At 63.6% G+C, this 17,737-nt stretch carries 16 protein-coding genes; 8 read left to right on the top strand and 8 right to left on the bottom strand.

The genetic code is table 11. The annotated features are described in order from the left end of the window. Window positions 1–9: 9 nt before the first annotated feature. Window positions 10–324 (top strand): YbaB/EbfC family nucleoid-associated protein, encoded by a 315-nt coding sequence (locus tag CRD15_RS04330; RefSeq protein ID WP_034968685.1) that lies wholly within the window; start codon window positions 10–12, stop codon window positions 322–324. Between the two features lie 30 nt (window positions 325–354). Then, a complete protein-coding gene (gene recR, locus CRD15_RS04335; RefSeq protein WP_187402000.1) occupies window positions 355–1,065 on the top strand; it encodes a recombination mediator RecR in 711 nt (236 codons plus the stop codon). A 9-nt stretch (window positions 1,066–1,074) separates the two neighbouring features. Here recR and CRD15_RS04340 read toward each other — a convergent pair whose 3' ends face one another. The 3 genes from CRD15_RS04340 to CRD15_RS04350 all read right to left on the bottom strand — a co-directional run bounded on the left by CRD15_RS04340 (window position 1,075) and on the right by CRD15_RS04350 (window position 3,786). Further along, window positions 1,075–1,896 (bottom strand): type 1 glutamine amidotransferase, encoded by an 822-nt coding sequence (locus CRD15_RS04340; protein WP_187402001.1) that lies wholly within the window; start codon window positions 1,894–1,896, stop codon window positions 1,075–1,077. Beyond that, the gene (locus CRD15_RS04345; RefSeq protein WP_187402002.1) at window positions 1,897–3,372 is read right to left on the bottom strand and encodes a MurT ligase domain-containing protein; all 1,476 of its coding nucleotides are present in this window, start codon (window positions 3,370–3,372) and stop codon (window positions 1,897–1,899) included. Window positions 3,373–3,438: 66 nt separating this feature from the next. Next, the gene (locus CRD15_RS04350; RefSeq protein WP_034968915.1) at window positions 3,439–3,786 is read right to left on the bottom strand and encodes a helix-turn-helix transcriptional regulator; all 348 of its coding nucleotides are present in this window, start codon (window positions 3,784–3,786) and stop codon (window positions 3,439–3,441) included. Between the two features lie 79 nt (window positions 3,787–3,865). Here CRD15_RS04350 and arsB point away from each other — a divergent pair, with 79 nt between their 5' ends. Both arsB and CRD15_RS04360 read left to right on the top strand, forming a co-directional pair. Beyond that, window positions 3,866–4,957: an ACR3 family arsenite efflux transporter gene (gene arsB, locus CRD15_RS04355; RefSeq protein WP_187402003.1), complete on the top strand. Its 1,092-nt coding sequence runs from the start codon at window positions 3,866–3,868 to the stop codon at window positions 4,955–4,957. A 17-nt stretch (window positions 4,958–4,974) separates the two neighbouring features. Next, complete coding sequence (locus CRD15_RS04360; RefSeq protein ID WP_187402004.1) at window positions 4,975–5,403, top strand: low molecular weight phosphatase family protein; 429 nt, start codon at window positions 4,975–4,977, stop codon at window positions 5,401–5,403. Between the two features lie 299 nt (window positions 5,404–5,702). On the opposite strand, the gene CRD15_RS04365 is transcribed toward CRD15_RS04360, so the two are convergent. The 3 genes from CRD15_RS04365 to CRD15_RS04375 form a co-directional block, all read right to left on the bottom strand. Continuing rightward, window positions 5,703–7,652: a DNA polymerase III subunit epsilon gene (locus tag CRD15_RS04365; RefSeq protein WP_187402005.1), complete on the bottom strand. Its 1,950-nt coding sequence runs from the start codon at window positions 7,650–7,652 to the stop codon at window positions 5,703–5,705. A 62-nt stretch (window positions 7,653–7,714) separates the two neighbouring features. Continuing rightward, on the bottom strand, window positions 7,715–9,502 hold the full coding sequence (leuA, locus tag CRD15_RS04370) for a 2-isopropylmalate synthase (protein WP_187402006.1): 1,788 nt from the start codon (window positions 9,500–9,502) through the stop codon (window positions 7,715–7,717). Between the two features lie 301 nt (window positions 9,503–9,803). Beyond that, window positions 9,804–10,742 carry a DMT family transporter gene (locus CRD15_RS04375; RefSeq protein ID WP_043015136.1) on the bottom strand — a complete coding sequence of 313 codons (939 nt, stop codon included), beginning with the start codon at window positions 10,740–10,742 and terminating at the stop codon, window positions 9,804–9,806. 249 nt (window positions 10,743–10,991) lie between these two features. Between CRD15_RS04375 and CRD15_RS04380 the strand changes: the two genes are divergently transcribed. Beyond that, a complete protein-coding gene (locus tag CRD15_RS04380; protein ID WP_034968717.1) occupies window positions 10,992–12,257 on the top strand; it encodes an aspartate kinase in 1,266 nt (421 codons plus the stop codon). A 102-nt stretch (window positions 12,258–12,359) separates the two neighbouring features. Continuing rightward, a complete protein-coding gene (locus tag CRD15_RS04385) occupies window positions 12,360–13,439 on the top strand; it encodes an aspartate-semialdehyde dehydrogenase (protein WP_187402007.1) in 1,080 nt (359 codons plus the stop codon). 22 nt (window positions 13,440–13,461) lie between these two features. On the opposite strand, the gene CRD15_RS04390 is transcribed toward CRD15_RS04385, so the two are convergent. Continuing rightward, window positions 13,462–14,736 carry a ferrochelatase gene (locus tag CRD15_RS04390; protein ID WP_187402008.1) on the bottom strand — a complete coding sequence of 425 codons (1,275 nt, stop codon included), beginning with the start codon at window positions 14,734–14,736 and terminating at the stop codon, window positions 13,462–13,464. Between the two features lie 66 nt (window positions 14,737–14,802). Beyond that, window positions 14,803–15,420, bottom strand: a complete 618-nt coding sequence (locus tag CRD15_RS04395; RefSeq protein ID WP_034968729.1) for an RNA polymerase sigma factor — start codon at window positions 15,418–15,420, stop codon at window positions 14,803–14,805. A 150-nt stretch (window positions 15,421–15,570) separates the two neighbouring features. On the opposite strand from CRD15_RS04395, the gene CRD15_RS04400 reads away from it, so the two are divergent. Beyond that, window positions 15,571–17,181, top strand: coding sequence for a catalase (locus tag CRD15_RS04400; RefSeq protein WP_187402009.1), 1,611 nt, complete (start codon window positions 15,571–15,573; stop codon window positions 17,179–17,181). A 74-nt stretch (window positions 17,182–17,255) separates the two neighbouring features. Beyond that, window positions 17,256–17,681 carry an organic hydroperoxide resistance protein gene (locus tag CRD15_RS04405; RefSeq protein ID WP_034993181.1) on the top strand — a complete coding sequence of 142 codons (426 nt, stop codon included), beginning with the start codon at window positions 17,256–17,258 and terminating at the stop codon, window positions 17,679–17,681. Window positions 17,682–17,737: the final 56 nt, after the last annotated feature.

Raw genomic sequence — 17,737 nt, forward strand, 5'->3', positions numbered from 1 at the left:
GTTAAGAACATGACCCAGCCAGATATGAACCAACTGATGCAGCAGGCTCAGCAGATGCAGGCACAGCTGCAGGAAGCACAGCGCGAGATCGCAGCGTCCACCGTCAAGGGTGAGGCTGGCAACGGCCTGGTCACCATCTCCATCGCAGGCACCGGCGAGGTCACCGACATGGAGATCGACCCGAAGATCGTCGACCCCGAGGACATCGACACCCTGAAGGACCTGCTGCTCGGCGCATTCAAGGACGCTAACCAGAAGCTGCAGACCCTCGCCGAGGAGAAGATGGGCCCGCTGTCCCAGGGCATGGGCGGCCTGGGCTTCTAAAACTTTCTGCAAGTTCAAAGAGAGACCTAGTTGTTCGAAGGACCCCTACAGGACGTCATCGACGAATTCTCCCGGCTGCCCGGCATCGGGCCGAAAAGTGCGCAACGCATCGCGCTGCACCTGCTGAACGAGGAGCCGGAAGATATCGAACGCTTCCAAAGCGCACTTGGCCGCCTGCAGCGCGGAGTGACGTTCTGCCGAATCTGCCACAACATCTCCCAAGAAGATGTGTGCCGGATCTGCGCGGACTCTAACCGCGACAAGAGCATCATCTGCGTTGTCGAAGAGCCCAAGGATATCCAGGTGATTGAGCGAACCGCAGAGTATCGCGGGCGCTACCATGTGCTCGGCGGGGCGCTTGACCCGCTGAACGGCATCGGCCCGAAGGAGCTGAACGTCACGCCGCTGGTGCAACGCATCGGCGGGGCGCTGCCGGACGTTGCGCTCGGTGCGAAGGGTGGCGGTGCTTCTCTTGGCGACGCCGACACACCCGCCGGTGGCGATCCCAGCGCCACCGCCGACGTCGAGTACGACACCGCCCCCGAGATCACCGAAGTCATTATCGCCACCGACCCGAACACGGAAGGCGAAGCGACGGCCTCCTACCTGGGTCGCCTGCTGCGTGACTTCCCCGGGCTGACGGTCACGCGCCTGGCCTCGGGGATCCCGATGGGCGGGGACTTGGAGTTCGTCGACGAGCTCACCCTGTCCCGCGCCTTCGCGGGCCGCACCGCGCTGTAGCGTAGGCGCTTAGAGGCGTTCCTTTCTTAGCGACGCCACCTCGCGCTCCAACTGCCCCGCCAGCTCACCCTGGAACTCGGGGAGCTCGTTCAGCGCAACCCCCATCGCGCGGGCCAGCAGCCAGTCCGCCAACTGCGGATTCCTGGCCAGCACGGGGCCGTGCATGTACGTCGCCACGACGGAACCCTGGACCGCGCCTTCGGCGCGCGTCTGCCGGTGGGCATCTTCGCCGGAAAGCCCGGCGGCCTCCGCGCCGTGGCTATCAGTGTTGCCCGTGCCGCGGGTTAGGCGCCCCAGAGGCTCCGCATCTGCGCCCAGGATTGTCGCACCCATGTGGTTGGCGAACCCCGTCAGCGGCTCGGTCAGGCCTGCCGCGCCGGTCACAGCGGAGGCTGTCGGGGTGGAGGCGATCTCGCCGATCATGCGCTCGGCGAGTTGGGACGTGGTGGCGTCAATAAGACCAAGACCCTCGACCGTGCGACCATGGCTGGTGAAGGATCGGCCAAACACCTGCAGACCTGCGCAAATAGCCAGAACCGGGCGGCCGACGGCGACCGCGCGGGCGATGCCGCCGTCGCTGATGAGGTGCTCTGCGGCCAGAACCTGCGCGGTATCCTCGCCGCCGCCGACGGTGTACACGTCGAGAGTCTCCGGGACGGGCTCGCCCAGGTGAATGGGGTGAATCTCCGCGGAAATGCCGCGCATGCGGGCGCGCTGGCGCAGAACCAGGGCGTTGCCGTCGTCGCCATACGTGCCCAGCACGTCCGGCAGGATCAGGCCGATGTTCAGGTCGGCAGGCTTGGTGGCGCCTGCGGCTCCGGTGGTGCTCATTTACGCATCCCCTTCCTTGTCCAGCACCCGCTTCAAATCGCGGAACGCTGTGTAGTTCGCCAGGACCTCCACGCGGCCGGGCGGGCAAGAACGGATCGCCTCGACCGTGTCCTTGATCAGGTTGTGCTCGACAGAGGCGTAGCCCAGGCGGACCGCCAGATCCGTGCCGCGCTCGCCCGCGGCCACCACGTGCACGCCCTCGAAGTTTTCGAAGCGCACATCCCACAGCCACGACAGGTCCTGTCCGTCCGCAACCTGGCCGTTTACGCTGATCACGAGGCTATCGGCGGTACGATCCACCATCGACAGAGCTTCCTGCCAGCCAGCTGGATTCTTCGCCAGCATCAGGCGGACCTCGTGGTTGCCGAAGCGGACCACAGAGTAGCGGCCCGCGACGTTATCCACCTTCTCCGCAGCGGCGATGGCCTGTTCGGTGGAGATGGCTGGCGTGGCTGGCGCGGAGTGTTCGGTGCCCTGCGCTAGCAACTCGCCCACCGCCACGGCGGCGGCGACGGCCTGGGTGGCGTTGCCGCGGTTCGCATTGCCCGGGAGCGTCAGGTTCATCGGGTGCAGAGTGCCCTCGCGGTCGATCAGCCCTTCGTCGGTGATGCGCCAATCGGGCGTTGGCCTGCGGAATTCGCGCCCGTCCGGCAGCTTCTTCGCAGCGAACCAGTCCACCACGCCATCCTCGCCAGTGCGGTGGATGATTGCGCCTTCCGTGCGCGGGCAGCTTGTCGAATCGCCGGTCCAGCCGAAGCCAGCGCTGACCCACTGGACGTTCGGGGAATCCCACGCGGCGGAGGTAACGGAAACGTCGTCGCAGTTAGCGATGACCTGCATGTTCGGGCGCGCCTCCACGCACGCACGCAGGGCACGTTCGATCTTGTTGATCTCGCCGACGCGGTCTAGCTGGTCGCGCGAGAGGTTCAGCAGCACCAGCACGTCCGCGTCGAGTTTCTCGGCAATGTTGGGGACGTGCAGCTCGTCGACTTCGAGCACGACTGCTTCCGCATCGCGCCCGGCGAGCAGCGCGCTGATCACGCCCGCGTCCATGTTGTCGCCACCCTCATTGGTGCAGACAGTCGCAGCCGTGCGGACGGCACTCGCCAACATGCGAGTGGTTGTGGACTTGCCATTTGTGCCTGTGACCAGCACCGTTGGACGTTTGGTGCCACCCTTTCCGGCGCCGAGGCTCGCCATCAGCTGCGGGTCGATTGCCCCGCCGACCAGGCCGCCGATCATGCCGCCGGCCCCTCGCCCTGCCTTTTTGGACGCCCACGTCGCCAGTTGCGCCATGCGAATCGCAACGGAGCTGCGGAACCGCTGCAGCCCGGAGCGGCGTGTGCCGGCGGGCTGAGTGCCGGCGGCTTGGGCGGCTGCGGCTTGTGCGCCTGCGGCTTGAGCGCCCTGGCTCTGCTGGGCACCTGCGGCTTGTGCCCCCGCAGGCTGAGTGCCGGTTTGATCAGAGTTATCCATGGGGACTAAGTGTACCCGCCGGGGTGTGCTGGAAATTGGAGGCTGGCGCGCCGGGCCTGATGATCATTAGTCCATCTGGAGAACCGTGCGGAGTTCGGCAAAAAGTTGGGGTTGTATCTGGTGTGTGACTGTGCGACCGGTTCGTATCTTGCGGAGCAGGCCTGCCTGGGTGAGCCGCTTTAAATGATGGGAGACAGTAGGCTGGCTCAGTCCAGTGATATCTGCCAGCCGGTTTACACTGATAGGCTCGCAGCCCTCGGCTGCCAGGTGGGAGAGTATTTGCAGGCGGGCAGGGTCGGCTAGGACTTTGAACAAGATGGCATACCTGGTGGCCTCGAAGTCCGACAATGGTCCGCTACCAAGTGAACAACATGTTGAGAGGTCGGAAAGCGGAAGAATCTGTGGAGTGGCCATGCCAACAATCATATATTGACACATGTCGATACGGCACCTAGTTTAATATTGATACTAATCAATATATGGAGAAGATCTCATGGTAGCTTCCTCGCGCTCTCGTATGTCTTTTTTGGATCGGTTCTTACCTGTTTGGATTATCTTCGCAATGGTCGCGGGGCTGTTAGTGAACCATGTAGTTCCGGGAATTGGGGAGAAGCTCGGAGCTCTAGAAGTCGGGGGCATTTCGTTTCCTATTGCACTCGGCTTATTGGTAATGATGTATCCGCCTCTGGCAAAGGTTCAGTATGACAAGACTCGCCAGATCGCTTCTGATAGACGCTTGATGACAGTTTCCATTGTCTTGAACTGGATCGTGGGGCCGGCATTAATGTTTGTCTTGGCGTGGCTGTGTTTGCCAGATGAGCCTGAACTGCGCACCGGTTTGATTGTCGTTGGCTTGGCACGGTGCATAGCCATGGTTCTGGTCTGGTCGGAGCTTTCTTGCGGTGATAGGGAGTTAACTGCGGTACTGGTGGCAGTTAACTCCGTGTTCCAAGTGCTTATGTTTGGCGTGTTGGGGTGGTTCTACCTGCAGGTACTCCCGGGTTGGTTGGGGCTGCCTACAACCTCGGCCGACTTCTCGTTCTGGTCAATTGTGATTTCTGTCTTAGTATTTCTGGGTATCCCATTGGCGGCTGGTCTGGCTTCTCGCGTGTTTGGTGAGAAGATCAAGGGGCGGGAGTGGTACGAAACCAAGTTTCTGCCAGCAATTTCTCCACTTGCATTGGTTGGGCTGCTGTACACGATCGTGCTCTTGTTTTCACTGCAGGGGGAGCAGATCTCCGAACACCCATGGGCGGTGGCGCGTACGGCTGTTCCACTGGTCGCATACTTCGCTGGCATGTTCGCGATTAGCTTGGTCGTTTCAAAGGTAACGGGATTGAGCTACGCGCAGTCTGCATCGGTTTCCTTCACTGCTGCGGGAAATAACTTCGAGCTTGCTATCGCTGTGTCAATCGGAACTTTTGGAGCGACTTCTGCGCAGGCATTGGCCGGAACGATTGGCCCGCTTATTGAGATTCCGGTGCTGGTTGGACTGGTTTATGTCATGCTCTCGATGGGGCCAAAACTTTTTGCTGGGGATCCTACGCTGCCCGCTCAGCCCGGTAGCCCCACACGATCCGGTTAATGAGGGAGCAAATCAAAATGAGTGCGAAACCTAAAGTTCTCTTTGTCTGTGTAGGCAACGGCGGGAAGTCACAGATGGCTGCTGCCCTAGCCGAAAAGCATGCTGGTGAGATGATTGAGATATTTTCCGCTGGCACCAAACCAGCCGAAAACCTAAACGCTGAATCGGTGGAAGCTGTAAGTGAAGTCGGCGCTGATATGTCCGGCGGCCACCCGAAGGAAGTTGATTCAACATTGTTGCGGGAGGCTGATCGCGTGATCATTCTCGGAAAGGATGCGCAGCTAGAGCTTCCAGATGAAGCGCGAGGCAGTCTTCAGCGGTGGGTTACTGACGAGCCTTCCGCGCGTGGGGTAGAGGGTATGGAGCGCATGCGGCTGATCCGTGATGATATCGACGCCCGTGTGCAGACTCTCGTTGCCGAACTGCTCGACGGTTGGAGCGGATAGTCCCTAATCCCGTTTAAGCGGTTTTATTGGCGCCCGCGAGGCCGGGTGCGTGCAAATCGGCCTGACGGACGTCGTAGGTTTGCCGCGAGTTTTGCAACATTTCCGACACTCAAGGGGTTCAGTGTCCCAAATTCCACGTCTTAAAACATAACTATTCTGTTTGCGCAGGTCAGGGGGTTGCGTTTTTGGGCTTCATGTTCGCTACTTTCAATAACTCGAAGATTTGGGACATCCGTAATTTTGCAGGCCGGCCGGGGCGCTCCGGCGTGGTGCTGGTGGGACTGGTGATCTCAATGGGGTTAGTGGGAATTGCTTCCACGGCCACCGCTGCTGCTGTTCTTGCCACGCTTGCCACCGCCTTGGCCGCTACCAGAATTCTTGCCGCTACTACTGTTTTTGCCACCGGAACCACCGGATCCACTCTTGCCGCCGGACCCGCCGGATCCATTGGATCCTCTGGAGCCCTTGCGGCGCCGGCGCCTCCGACGATTTCGCTTCTTGTTGGGGCCAGGGATATGTCCTCTGTGACCTCCGGAATTGGGGCCAGAGTTGCCGGAGTTACTGGAATTGTGGGCAGAGGTGCCAGAGGTGTCAGAGTTACCGGCATTAGAGGAGCTGTCGGAGTGGCCGGAATTGCCGGAAGAGCTGCCGGAATTGCCGGAAGAGCTGCCAGATTTACCGGAACCGCCCTGAGGGCCGGCCAAACCGCTGGTTCGCGGGCGCGCGTCCGCACCCGGCTTCGTCGGAACGGCCTCCTTCTCGCCGGGCTGCACGCTATCGAGCAGAGCCAGGAAGTCCTCATCCCGGATCAGGGGGATCCCCTTCCGGTCGGCGTGCATCGCCTTGCCTCGCAACTCGTAGTTTTCGTTGCACACCACCAGCGAGCTGCGACGATTCAACTTCTCGCTATACGCCAGCCCGGCCGCAACGCCCTGCCCGATCAGCACGTCCGGGTCGATCTCCACATCCGGGCTGACCACAAATTCCATACCTTCGACCAGCGGTTCCCCGCGCTTCCACGCCCCGGGGTTCACGTAGGGCCGGGGGGAGTTTGCGGCGTCAATACGAAGGCCGCTACGGCGCAGCCCAAATTGATCGGCCGCGAGGTCCTCGGGATCCAGCACGGTCAGCTCGCCGCTGCGCTGCTGCGCGAGGGCGAGTGCGGCGGTGAGGCGCGCGTTCGCCTCGAGCAGCGTGTCGGGGTCGATGTCTTTGTTACTTATTGACGCCACCGCGCCCACCGCTGGCAGCGCCGCCGCAGAGGCCTGCACGGCGGACCGGCTGGCGTTTGCGGGGACGTTTGCGCTGGTGTGAGCCTCAGTGGTTGGGGCGGAGTCGGCGGTGGCGTCGGGGGCGAGGCCGTAGCTGGCGACGATGGCGCGGAGGCGCGGGTCGGTGGCGTCGGCGGCCTGGCGACGGGCGGTGGCGAGAGTGTCGATGATGGAGACCGGTGCGGGGATTGGCAAGCGCCGACCGGCGCGCCCGCGGCCGCGGCTACGACGGCCGCGGTTCGCCGAGCGCTGGGACAGTTTGAACTCGTGGGTGAGGAAGCCCCACACGTAGTCGGACTCGTGCATGATGAGCGTGCGTCCGTCCAAGGCCTGGTGGATCAGCTGCGCGCTGGAATTGAAGCCCAGTGCCTGGGAGAGCTCGTTGACTTGGTAGCCGTGGAGGTGCCAGGGGCCGGCGTCCTCGCCGGGGTTGAGGTGGCGCGTTAGCGCGCCGACTTCCTGGCCGATGTTGATAGTCGGCAGTTCATCGGCGTTTGCAACGTCGCCGGGGGCTTCCGCACCGGGGCCGAAGAAGACTACGGAAAGCGCTACCAGCCGGGAGGTTTTCGGGTGAATGCCGGAGGTGGAGATGCTCACGGCCGCAAAGGGGGCCTCCTCCTTGGAGGGGAGGTCGTGCAGAGCGGACTCGAGCTCCGCGCGGGGGCTCGACTGGTCGTTGTCCTCGCGGGAACTCCCGCTGACGCTCCCGCTGGAATCCGCGGCAGCTCGGGCCTCGGGGTTTTCAACCGGAGCGGAGTACACCTCTGCCCCCGGCTCAGAGCGCCCCTCGGCACCTGCGGGGGAATGGTTGTGGGCGGGGGAGGGGGCGTCCGAAGTACTAGCGTCCGAAGAACTACCGTCAGAAAAAGAAACAGCGAGAGAACCTGCAGGGCGAGTTACCCTGCGGCGCGGGCGCCTTGGGCGGCGCGCGCCGGTGTGCTCGGGGCCGGGGGCGGCCGAGTGATCGTTCTCGTTCATGGACTACATACTACCCAGCGGGGAACCGTGCCCCGCTGGCAGGTTGCGCGGTTCCCCGGAGCCTAGACTCCCTGGGAAACCCCAGCCGCGGCATCCTGCGAACGGTTCACCGCAGAGGTGATGGCCTTCAGCGACGCGTAGGTAATGGAGCTGGCGATGCCCACTCCCCAGTACTTCGCCCCGTTGACCTCGGCCAGGACGTATGCGGCGGCCTCCGCGTCGTCGCCCGAGGTGCGGGCGTGCTGGCTGTACTCTTGAACCTCCACGTCGTAGCCCAGTTCCTCCAGTGCGTTGCAGTATGCGCTGATCGGACCGTTGCCGCGGCCCTGCACCGTCTTGCCTTCGCCGTTGAACTCGATCTGGCCGGTGACCTTGGCCTCTTCGCCCTCGTTCTGGCCGCCGTCGACGGTCAGGGAGATCGTCTCGATCGGGGTGACGCGGTCCAGGTATTCGCCGGAGAAAATGTCCCACATGGCCTTCGGGTTCACCTCGCCGCCCTCGGCATCGGTGACGGCCTGCACGACGGAAGAGAACTCCACCTGCATCGGGCGCGGCAGCTGCAGGTTGTGGTCGGTCTTCATGATGTAGGCCACGCCGCCCTTGCCGGACTGGGAGTTCACGCGGATCACGGCCTCGTAGGAACGGCCCACGTCCTTCGGGTCGATCGGCAGGTACGGAACCTCCCAGGTCTCCTCCTCGAGAGCGTCCAGGCCCTTGTTGATCGCATCCTGGTGGGAGCCGGAGAACGCGGTGAACACCAGGTCGCCGCCGTACGGGTGACGCTCCGGCACGCGCAGCTGGTTGCAGTACTCGACGGTCCGGCGCACCTGGTCGATGTCGGAGAAATCGATCTGCGGGTCCACGCCCTGGGTCAGCATGTTCAGGCCCAGGGTGACCAGGCAGACGTTGCCGGTGCGCTCGCCGTTGCCGAACAGGCAGCCCTCGATGCGGTCGGCGCCGGCCATGTAGCCTAGCTCGGCGGCGGCCACGCCGGTGCCGCGGTCGTTGTGTGGGTGCAGCGACAGGATGATGGAGGCGCGGCGGTTCAGGTTGCGGTGCATCCACTCGATGGAGTCCGCGTACACGTTCGGGGTGATCATCTCGACTGTGGAGGGCAGGTTCAGGATGATCGGGTTCTCCGGGGTGGGGTCCATGACCTCGACGACCGCGTCGCAGACTTCCTTGGCGTAGGCGATTTCGGTGCCGGTGTAGGACTCGGGGGAGTATTCCCAGCGCCAGTTCGTGTCCGGGTAGTCCTTGGCGATTGTTTTGATCAGCTCGGCTGCGTCGGTGGCCAGCTTCTTGATGGCCTCCTTGTCCTTGCGGAACACGACCTTGCGCTGCAGCTTCGAGGTGGAGTTGTAGAAGTGGACGATGACGTTCTTCGCGCCCTCGCAGGCTTCGAAGGTGCGGCGGATCAGGTGCTCGCGGGCCTGGACCAGTACCTGGATGGTGACGTCGTCGGGGATCATGTTCTTCTCGATGATCTCGCGGACGAAGTTGAAGTCGGTCTGGGAGGCGGACGGGAAGCCGACCTCGATCTCCTTGTAGCCCATGTTGACCAGCAGCTCGAACATGCGGCGCTTGCGCTCGGGGCTCATTGGGTCGATCAGGGCCTGGTTGCCGTCGCGCAGATCCACGGCGCACCACTGCGGAGCGCGGTCGATGACCTTGTCGGGCCAGGTGCGATCCGGCAGGGTGATCTCTTCTACTTCTTCGAAGAACGGCTGGTAGCGCGCGTGCGACATGGTGGAGTTGCGCTGCTTGTTCCACGTCGGCTGGTCTGCGGGGATTTCACCGTTCGGAGTGTTGATGCGGGCGGGTGCGGAGATGAAAGTGTCGTTGGACATGGGTGCGGGGGCTCCTGGGAAAGAAGTGGGTGTTCTTGTTTGTATTTCCCGACCGGCAACGCCAAACTCCGCGACGGGGTGCCGGTCGGTGGGTGAGCTGTTAGCCCACAATCGCTTAAACCTTTGAGCCCCGCCGCGTCACAGAAGCAGGTTGCGCGCTAGCGTTGTCATGGCTCCGACTATAGCCCGAGTATTAGCTGCGTCACAGGAAAACGAGACAAACGCGCCCCAAATCCCACATATTGGGAAATCTGTCCCTCGTTGTGGGGTGTTCGTTGCTGTTTTCTTTATGGTGTCTTCTTTATGACGCCGCCGTCTCCGCCCCTGTGGCTCCAGCATTCGGTGCCGCTTCCGTGTCTGTATGGTTCGCCCCGCCTGCGGCTGAGGCCTCTTCCTCGTCGATCGACTTGCGGCTCAGGATCACCGTCGAGATCGTCATCACCGCAATAGCGGCTGCCATGTAGGCGTACTCCCAGCCTTCGATCTGGAACTTCTCGCCCAGCACGATGTAGCCCAGCACGAATGCCACCAGCGGCTCCACCACCGTCATCGCGGGCAGGGAGTTCTTTAGCGGTCCCGCATTAAAGGAGGCCTGCTGCACCGCTGTGCCAATGGCCGCGAAGGCGATCAGCGTCCACAGTTCCCACGAAGCCAGCAGTGCGGCCGTCCCGGCATCGCTGAAAACATCCACCACGGCTTTCGAGAGTACGGCGACGTATCCCATGATCGCGCCGGTGATCGAACCCAGTACCAGCGCGCGCAGCGCCGCCGCCTGCTGCAGTGCATACACGAAGAACGCCAGCAGAATCACCGCGCCGATACCCAGGCACACCAGCCACACGCTCAGGTCTGGCTCGCGGTGCCCGGGCGCCGGGTTGCCGCGCACAACGAGGATGGCTACTGCGGCCGTCAAAAGCCCTGCCCATGCTGTTTCGGACGCCGATATCCGCCGCCCGTCGTACTTCGCCGACAGTGGCAGTGTGAACATTAGGGAGAGTACGAGGATCGGCTGTACCACCAGCAGCGTTCCGAACGCCAGCGCCACGATCTGCAGCAGGTATCCGAACAGGGCGCTGGCCACGCCGACCCACCACATGGGCTGCTTGATGGCATCCCAGATAGCGCCGCTGCGATTCTCGCCGGAGGCGACGGCGATGCGGTGGCGCACCACCGTCCCCCAGGCGATGGTGAGTGCGGAGCCCAAAGCGAAAACAACTGCGACAGCGTTGTTTTCGAGCATTGTGCCCCCTCACTTCTGTGTAGATTTTCTGGTCCAGTTCGCCAGGTCGGTCTCTGGGTACTTTATCGGACGCCAAGGGCTGCGCCGATTATTAGTCCGCGGTGCGCGTGTTACGTATGTGACGAATGTGGTTTGCGGAAGAGGTGGCGTCATAAAGTAAAAAAGAGTTACCCGAAACCTAGCCCCAGGGAAACAGACCGAGTAGTCTAAGGACTTGTTAAGACTAGAACCGGAAGGTGGCAACAACCAGTGGCGCTCATCGTTCAGAAATACGGCGGCTCCTCGCTGGAAAGCGCGGAGAGGATCCGGCGGGTAGCCGAGCGAATCGTAGAAACCAAGAAACAGGGCAACGACGTGGTTGTCGTCTGCTCCGCCATGGGAGATACCACCGACGACCTGCTGGAACTGGCCGAGCAGGTCAACCCCGTGCCGCCCGCGCGCGAGATGGACATGCTGCTGACCGCCGGTGAGCGCATCTCCAACGCACTGGTGGCCATGGCTATCGCCTCCTTCGGCGCGGAGGCGCAGTCCTTCACCGGATCGCAGGCAGGCGTGCTGACTACCGAGCGGCACGGCAACGCACGCATCGTGGACGTCACCCCCGGGCGTGTGCAGGAGGCTCTGGACGAAGGCAAGATCTGCCTGGTCGCTGGATTCCAGGGCGTGAACCGCGAAACGCGCGACGTAACCACCCTCGGCCGCGGCGGCTCGGACGCCACCGCCGTAGCCCTGGCCGCGGCACTCAACGCCGACGTGTGCGAGATCTACTCCGACGTCGACGGCGTGTACACCGCGGACCCGCGCATCGTGTCGAATGCCAAGAAGCTCGACACGATCTCTTTCGAAGAAATGCTGGAGATGGCGGCCGTCGGCGCGAAAGTGCTGATGCTGCGCAGCGTGGAGTACGCCCGCGCATTCGACGTGCCACTGCGCGTCCGTTCCTCGTACAGCACCGATATCGGCACCCTCGTCTCTGGATCAATGGAGGATATTCCCATGGAAGAAGCAGTACTCACCGGCGTGGCTCACGACCGCTCCGAGGCCAAGATCGCCGTCCTCGGCATCCCGGACTCCCCGGGGGAGGCGGCGAAGGTCTTCCGCGCCGTCGCCGACGCTGAGATCAATATCGACATGGTCGTGCAGAACATCAGCAAGATCGACAACAACCGCACCGACATCACCTTCACCTGCCCGCGCACCGACGCCACCCGCGCAATGCAGCTGCTGAAGGGGATTAAGGAACAGAACGACTGGCAGGACCTTATCTTCGACGACCACGTGGGCAAGGTCTCCCTGGTCGGCGCTGGTATGAAGTCTCACCCCGGCGTGACCGCCGACTTCTGCGAGGCGCTGCGTGACGCAGGCGTGAACATCGAACTGATCAGCACCTCCGAGATCCGCATCTCCGTGCTGATCCGCGACACGGACGTGGATAAGGCCGTGCGCGCCATCCACGACCGTTTCCAGCTGGGCGGCGACGAAGAAGCCACCGTGTACGCTGGAACGGGACGCTAAACCAGCAGATCACAGCACCTGTTACGGTGACTGAACGCGGTAGCTTGCCGCGGTAACCTGTATCCCAAGCACATTCGAAGGATAGAAGAGGTAGATCCCCGTATGACAACCATCGCCGTCGTCGGAGCAACCGGCCAAGTAGGTCGCGTGATGCGCGACATCCTCGTCGAGCGGAACTTCCCGGCGGACAAGGTGCGCTTCTTCGCCTCCGCACGTTCTGCAGGTAAGACGCTGAAGTTCCGCGCCGAGCAGATCGTCATCGAGGACGTCGCCGCCACCGCCACCGAGGATCTGCGTGGTATCGACATCGCGCTGTTCTCCGCAGGTGGCGGAACTTCCCGCGAGCACTCCCCGCGCTTCGTAGAGGCCGGGGCGATCGTCGTGGACAACTCCTCGGCCTTCCGCAAGGACCCGGAGGTCCCGCTGGTCGTCTCCGAGGTGAACCCGCAGGACGTCAAGAACACCCCCAAGGGAATCATCGCCAACCCAAACTGCACCACCATGGCCGCCATGCCGGTGTTGGGTGCGCTGCACAAGGCGGCGGGGCTGAACCGCATGCACGTGAGCTCCTACCAGGCAGTTTCCGGCTCCGGGCTGGCTGGCGTGGACGCACTGGTGCGCCAGGTGCTGGACAACCTGGGTGGCGCTGACGGTGGCGAAGCTGGCACCCAGAGTGGCGCCGCGGTCGACGGCCTTCGCAAGCTGGTACACGACAGTTCGGCGCTGAAGGCAGAGGACCTGAGCCCCTACGTCGCTCCCATCGCCTTTAACGCCCTGCCGCTGGCGGGCAACCTCGTCGATGATGGCTCCGAGGAGACCGACGAGGAGCAGAAGCTGCGCAACGAATCCCGCAAGATCCTGGGAATCCCAGAGCTGCGCGTGGCCGGCACCTGCGTGCGCGTGCCGGTCTTCACCGGCCACACCATGACCATCCACGCGGAGTTCGACCGGGAGATCACCCCGGATACCGCCCGCCAGCTGCTGGCCGACACCCCAGGTGTGAAGGTCGTGGATGTGCCCACCCCGCTGGCCGCCACGGGAATCGACGAGAGTCTGGTCGGTCGCATCCGCCAGGATCAGACCGTCGACGGCAACCGCGGCCTAGTGCTGGTCGTCGCCGGGGATAACCTGCGCAAGGGCGCGGCCCTGAACACCATTCAGATCGCGGAGCTGCTGGTCTAGCGCAGCGGCTTAACTGCAGCCGTTAAACCTCGCTGCCGCAGCAACCCGGGGCACACGGCTTGCCGTTGAGAGTGTGGCCGAAGTCCGGCACCGTCGCCAGGTCGCCCGCCACCTTCGCCGCCAGAGCTCGCGCGGCGTGCTGATCTTCGGTTAGGCCGGGGAGCGGGGCGTCATCAGCAACAACAAGATCGACCACCATTCCTGCGAAACCGGCGGTCAAACCCGGGGTAGCAACGCGCGCGAAGGGGATGCCCGCCTCCGCGGCGGCCTTGCGAGCCTCCGTGTCTAGGTCCCACTTGACCTCCATATGGTCGGTGATGAAGCCCACCGGGCACAGCACGATCGCGCGTTTGTTGCCGGCCTTCGCGCGCGCCTCGATGTGGTCGCACACGTCCGGCTCTAGCCACGGCACATGCGGGGAGCCCGACCGTGACTGCCACACGAGCTCGACGTCGAGTGCGGTGCCGACGCCAACATCAACCCCCACCTTCTCACCAGTGTGGGCGGGTCCGTCGCCACGGCCTCCAACGTTTTCGTGACGGGAAAGGCGGCCAGTCCAGGCATAGTCCGCGCCGCTGCCGGGGGTATCGGCGAAGCTGCTGGCCTGCTGGATCAGGCGGGAGGCATCCAGAACCTGCTGGGAGTACAGGTTCCCGCCGAACTTGTGCGGACCTGCGGACTTATCCGCCACCGTCGGCACGGAGTGGGCGGTGAAGATCAGGTCGGCCTCCGCCGCTGCTCCCTCGCCGTGCTCGGCGCGCAGCTCTTCGCGGGCAGCATCCACTGCCTGGGCGAACTCCGCGATGAAGGTCGGGTGGGAGTGGAACTGCGGCAGACGTTCCACCGTCGGTACATCCAGGCCGGCCTCCTCGCAGGCGGCGATGGCGCGGCGCAGGTCCTCTTGGTACTGCGAGCAACCCGAGTAGCCGCCCCAGGCGCTGGTGGCGAAGACATAGACGTGGCGGATGCCATCGCGGGACATCTGCTGCAGTGCGTCCTCTACGTAGGGCTCCCAGTTGCGGTTGCCGAAGTACACCGGCAGGTCGATGCCCCGGCGGGAAAGCTCGGCCTCAATGTTGCTGATCAGCTGCTTGTTCTGGTCGTTGATGGGGGAGCGGCCGCCGAGGGCGAAGTAGTGCTCGCCCACCTTCTCCAAACGCGCGCGGGGGATGCCGCGGCCGCGCGTGACGTTTTCCAGGAAGGGGACCACGTCCTCGGACTTCTCCGGGCCGCCGAAAGATAGCAGTAGCAGGGCGGAGTCGGCGGCGATGGACGGGTTGCTGGGGCTCGTGCTCATATTCACCAGCCTAGCCCGTTGACCCCGCAGTTCTTTAAACGTGGCGGGGTCGTGGCTGTACCCGATTTAGGCCACACCGAAGCGGCGCTTGTTGTTCTTCTTTGTGACGCCACCGTTCCCACCGGCGGCCATCTCAACCAGGTCGGCACGCGCGCGGGCGACGCGGGAGCGGATCGTGCCTACGCGGACGTTCGCGATCTTCGCAGCCTCGGCGTAGGTGTAACCCAGAACCTGCGTGAGGATCAGAGCCTCGCGGCGGTCGGCCTCCAGCTGGTCGATGAGGGCGCGGGTATCTACCCACTCGGCCCAGCTCTGCCCACCGGTCGTCTCGGCGGCGGGGGTGGAGCTGGTGGCGTCCTCGATCTCCGTGGCGGAGCTGCGGGGGCGGGCCATGTCGTGGCGCACGCTATCCACCCACACGCGGTGGGCGAGGGAAAGGATCCAGGTGCGCGCGGTGGAGCGGGCGGCGAAGCGAGGCAGGGCGCTCAATACTCGCAGGTAGGTCTCCTGCGTGAGGTCGTCTGCGCGGTCGGTATCGGCCAAGTGAGCCAGCAGGCGCCACACGTCATCGTGCGTGGCGGAGATGAACTCCGTGAGGGCTCGGCGGTCGCCACTGGCGGCGCGCAGGGCGAGGTCGGTCACAGCGGCATCACGTGCCTGGCTGTCGGTTGCCTGGCTGGTCATGGAAAAAGCCTAACACGCAGGGTACGAAATTCTGGCAAGGTGGGGTGCTAGAACCACTAGAGCCACTCGGGTTCTAGTGCGGCACTAGAGGCCAGGTATCAGGCTCTGTATCAAGTCCAGGTATCAAGGCTAGGTATCAAGGAGGTACCAATGACCAACGACGACCCAATCACCACAGCTAAGGACGTCGCCTCCCGTGGAGTGTGCCGGTACTCCGGGAATTCGACGAACGTCAACGGCTCCCCGGTCAGCACCGAGGAGCACTCCGCGACGGTAGGCCAGCAGGGGCCGCTGCTGCTGTCCGACGTGCACCTGGTGGAAAAGCACGCGCACTTCAACCGCGAGCGCATTCCCGAGCGCAACGTCCACGCGAAGGGCTCCGGCGCCTTCGGCGAGCTGACCATCACCGAGGATGTGTCCAAGTACACCAAGGCGGATCTGTTCCAGCCGGGGCGCGTGACCCCGATGCTGGCGCGCTTCTCCACCGTTGCGGGCGAACAGGGCTTCCCCGATGCGGTGCGCGACGTGCGCGGATTTTCGCTGAAGTTCTACACCCAGCAGGGCAACTACGACATCGTGGGCAACAACACCCCGGTGTTCTTCCTGCGCGATGGCATTAAGTTCCCGGACTTCATCCGCTCCCAGAAGCGCCTGGCGGATTCCGGCCTGCGCTCCGCGGACATGCAGTGGGATTTCTGGACCCGCTCCCCGGAGACCGCCCACCAGGTGACCTACCTGATGGGCGATCGCGGCATCCCGTGCGACTTCCGCCACATGGACGGCTTCGGCTCCCACACCTATCAGTGGATCAACGCTGCCGGCGAGCGTTTCTGGGTGAAGTACCACTTCAAGACCCGCCAGGGCTGGAAGTTCTACACTGACGACGAGGCCGCCAAGGTCATTGCTTCGGGTAACTTCGATTCTTCCCGTCAGGATCTTTATGACGCCATCGCGCGCGGCGATTACCCCACGTGGGATGTGAAGGTGCAGATCATGCCGGTCGCTGAGGCGGAGGATTACCGTTGGAATCCCTTCGACCTGACGAAGACTTGGTCGCAGAAGGACTACCCGCTGATCCCGGTCGGCCACTTCACACTGAACGAGAACCCACAGAACTTCTTCGCCCAGATCGAGCAGGCCGCCTTCGCGCCGTCGAACCTGGTGCCGGGCATTGGCCTGTCCCCGGACAAGATGTTGCTGGCTCGTTCCTTCGCCTACGCCGACACGCAGCGCTACCGACTGGGCGTGAACTTCCACCAGCTGCCCTCCAACCGTTCCGTGGTTCCGGAGAAGAACTACTATACCGCCAAGGACGGCGCGGGTAACCAGGAGTTCCCGCCGGCCGGTACCCCGGTGTACTCCCCGAACCGCTTCGAGCGCGGGGAGGGCGCCAACGACGTCAACGATGGCTCCGGTGCCGTCGAACAGGGCGTGGCCGCCGGTGAATCGCAGTACGGCTTCGGTCGTGGTCAGGAATCCGCCGTGACCGCGGCGGAGGAGCTGGGACTGTTCGACGACCTGCACGGCACCGACCTAACCCGCGGCGCCTATGTCCGCCACCCCGAGGACGACGACTTCATCCAGGCCGGTCAGCTTGTGCGCGAGGTTCTGGATGACGCCGCCCGGGAGCGCCTGGCCAACAACATCGCGGGCGCGATGGATGGGGTCTCTGACCAGGTCGCAGAGCAGTGCTGGACCTACTGGGGCAAGGTCGACGAGAACCTGCGCGACCGAGTGAAGGAAATCTTCACCGGCAACTAAGCCTGCGGGTTCACGTAGGCTGGGCGCCGACCGATGGTTACAAAGATCAGTTTGAAGAAAGGATTGTTCTTCACATGAGCGACGCACTGTACACAGCAAAGGCAATTTCTACCGGCGGTGGTCGCGATGGCCACGTCGCCACCGACGACCGTCAGATCGACTTGGATGTTCGCCCGCCGAAGGCACTGGGTGGCTCTGGCGAGGGCACGAACCCGGAGCAGCTGGTTTCCGCCGGCTGGGCCGCCTGCTTCAACGGTGCTCTGCAAAAGACCATCAAGGAGGCTGGAGTGGAGATGACCCAGTCCCCGGAGGTCACCGTCGAGACCACGCTGAACAAGGTTCCGGAGGGCTTCCGCCTGTCCGCTAAGATCACCGCCACCGTCTTTGGCGTTGACCAAGCTAAGGCCGACGAGCTGGTCGCGGATGCCCACGCATTCTGCCCCTACTCCAAGGCAATGCGCGGCGAGATCGACGTGGAGGCCGTCGCCACCGTCGGCTAAATCCGCGATACACAGCGAAAAACGAGCCCGCCCCACCAAGTTCGTGGGGGCGGGCT

It is taken from the genome of Corynebacterium sp. LK28 (assembly GCF_014335105.1).
Classification (GTDB): domain Bacteria; phylum Actinomycetota; class Actinomycetes; order Mycobacteriales; family Mycobacteriaceae; genus Corynebacterium; species Corynebacterium macclintockiae.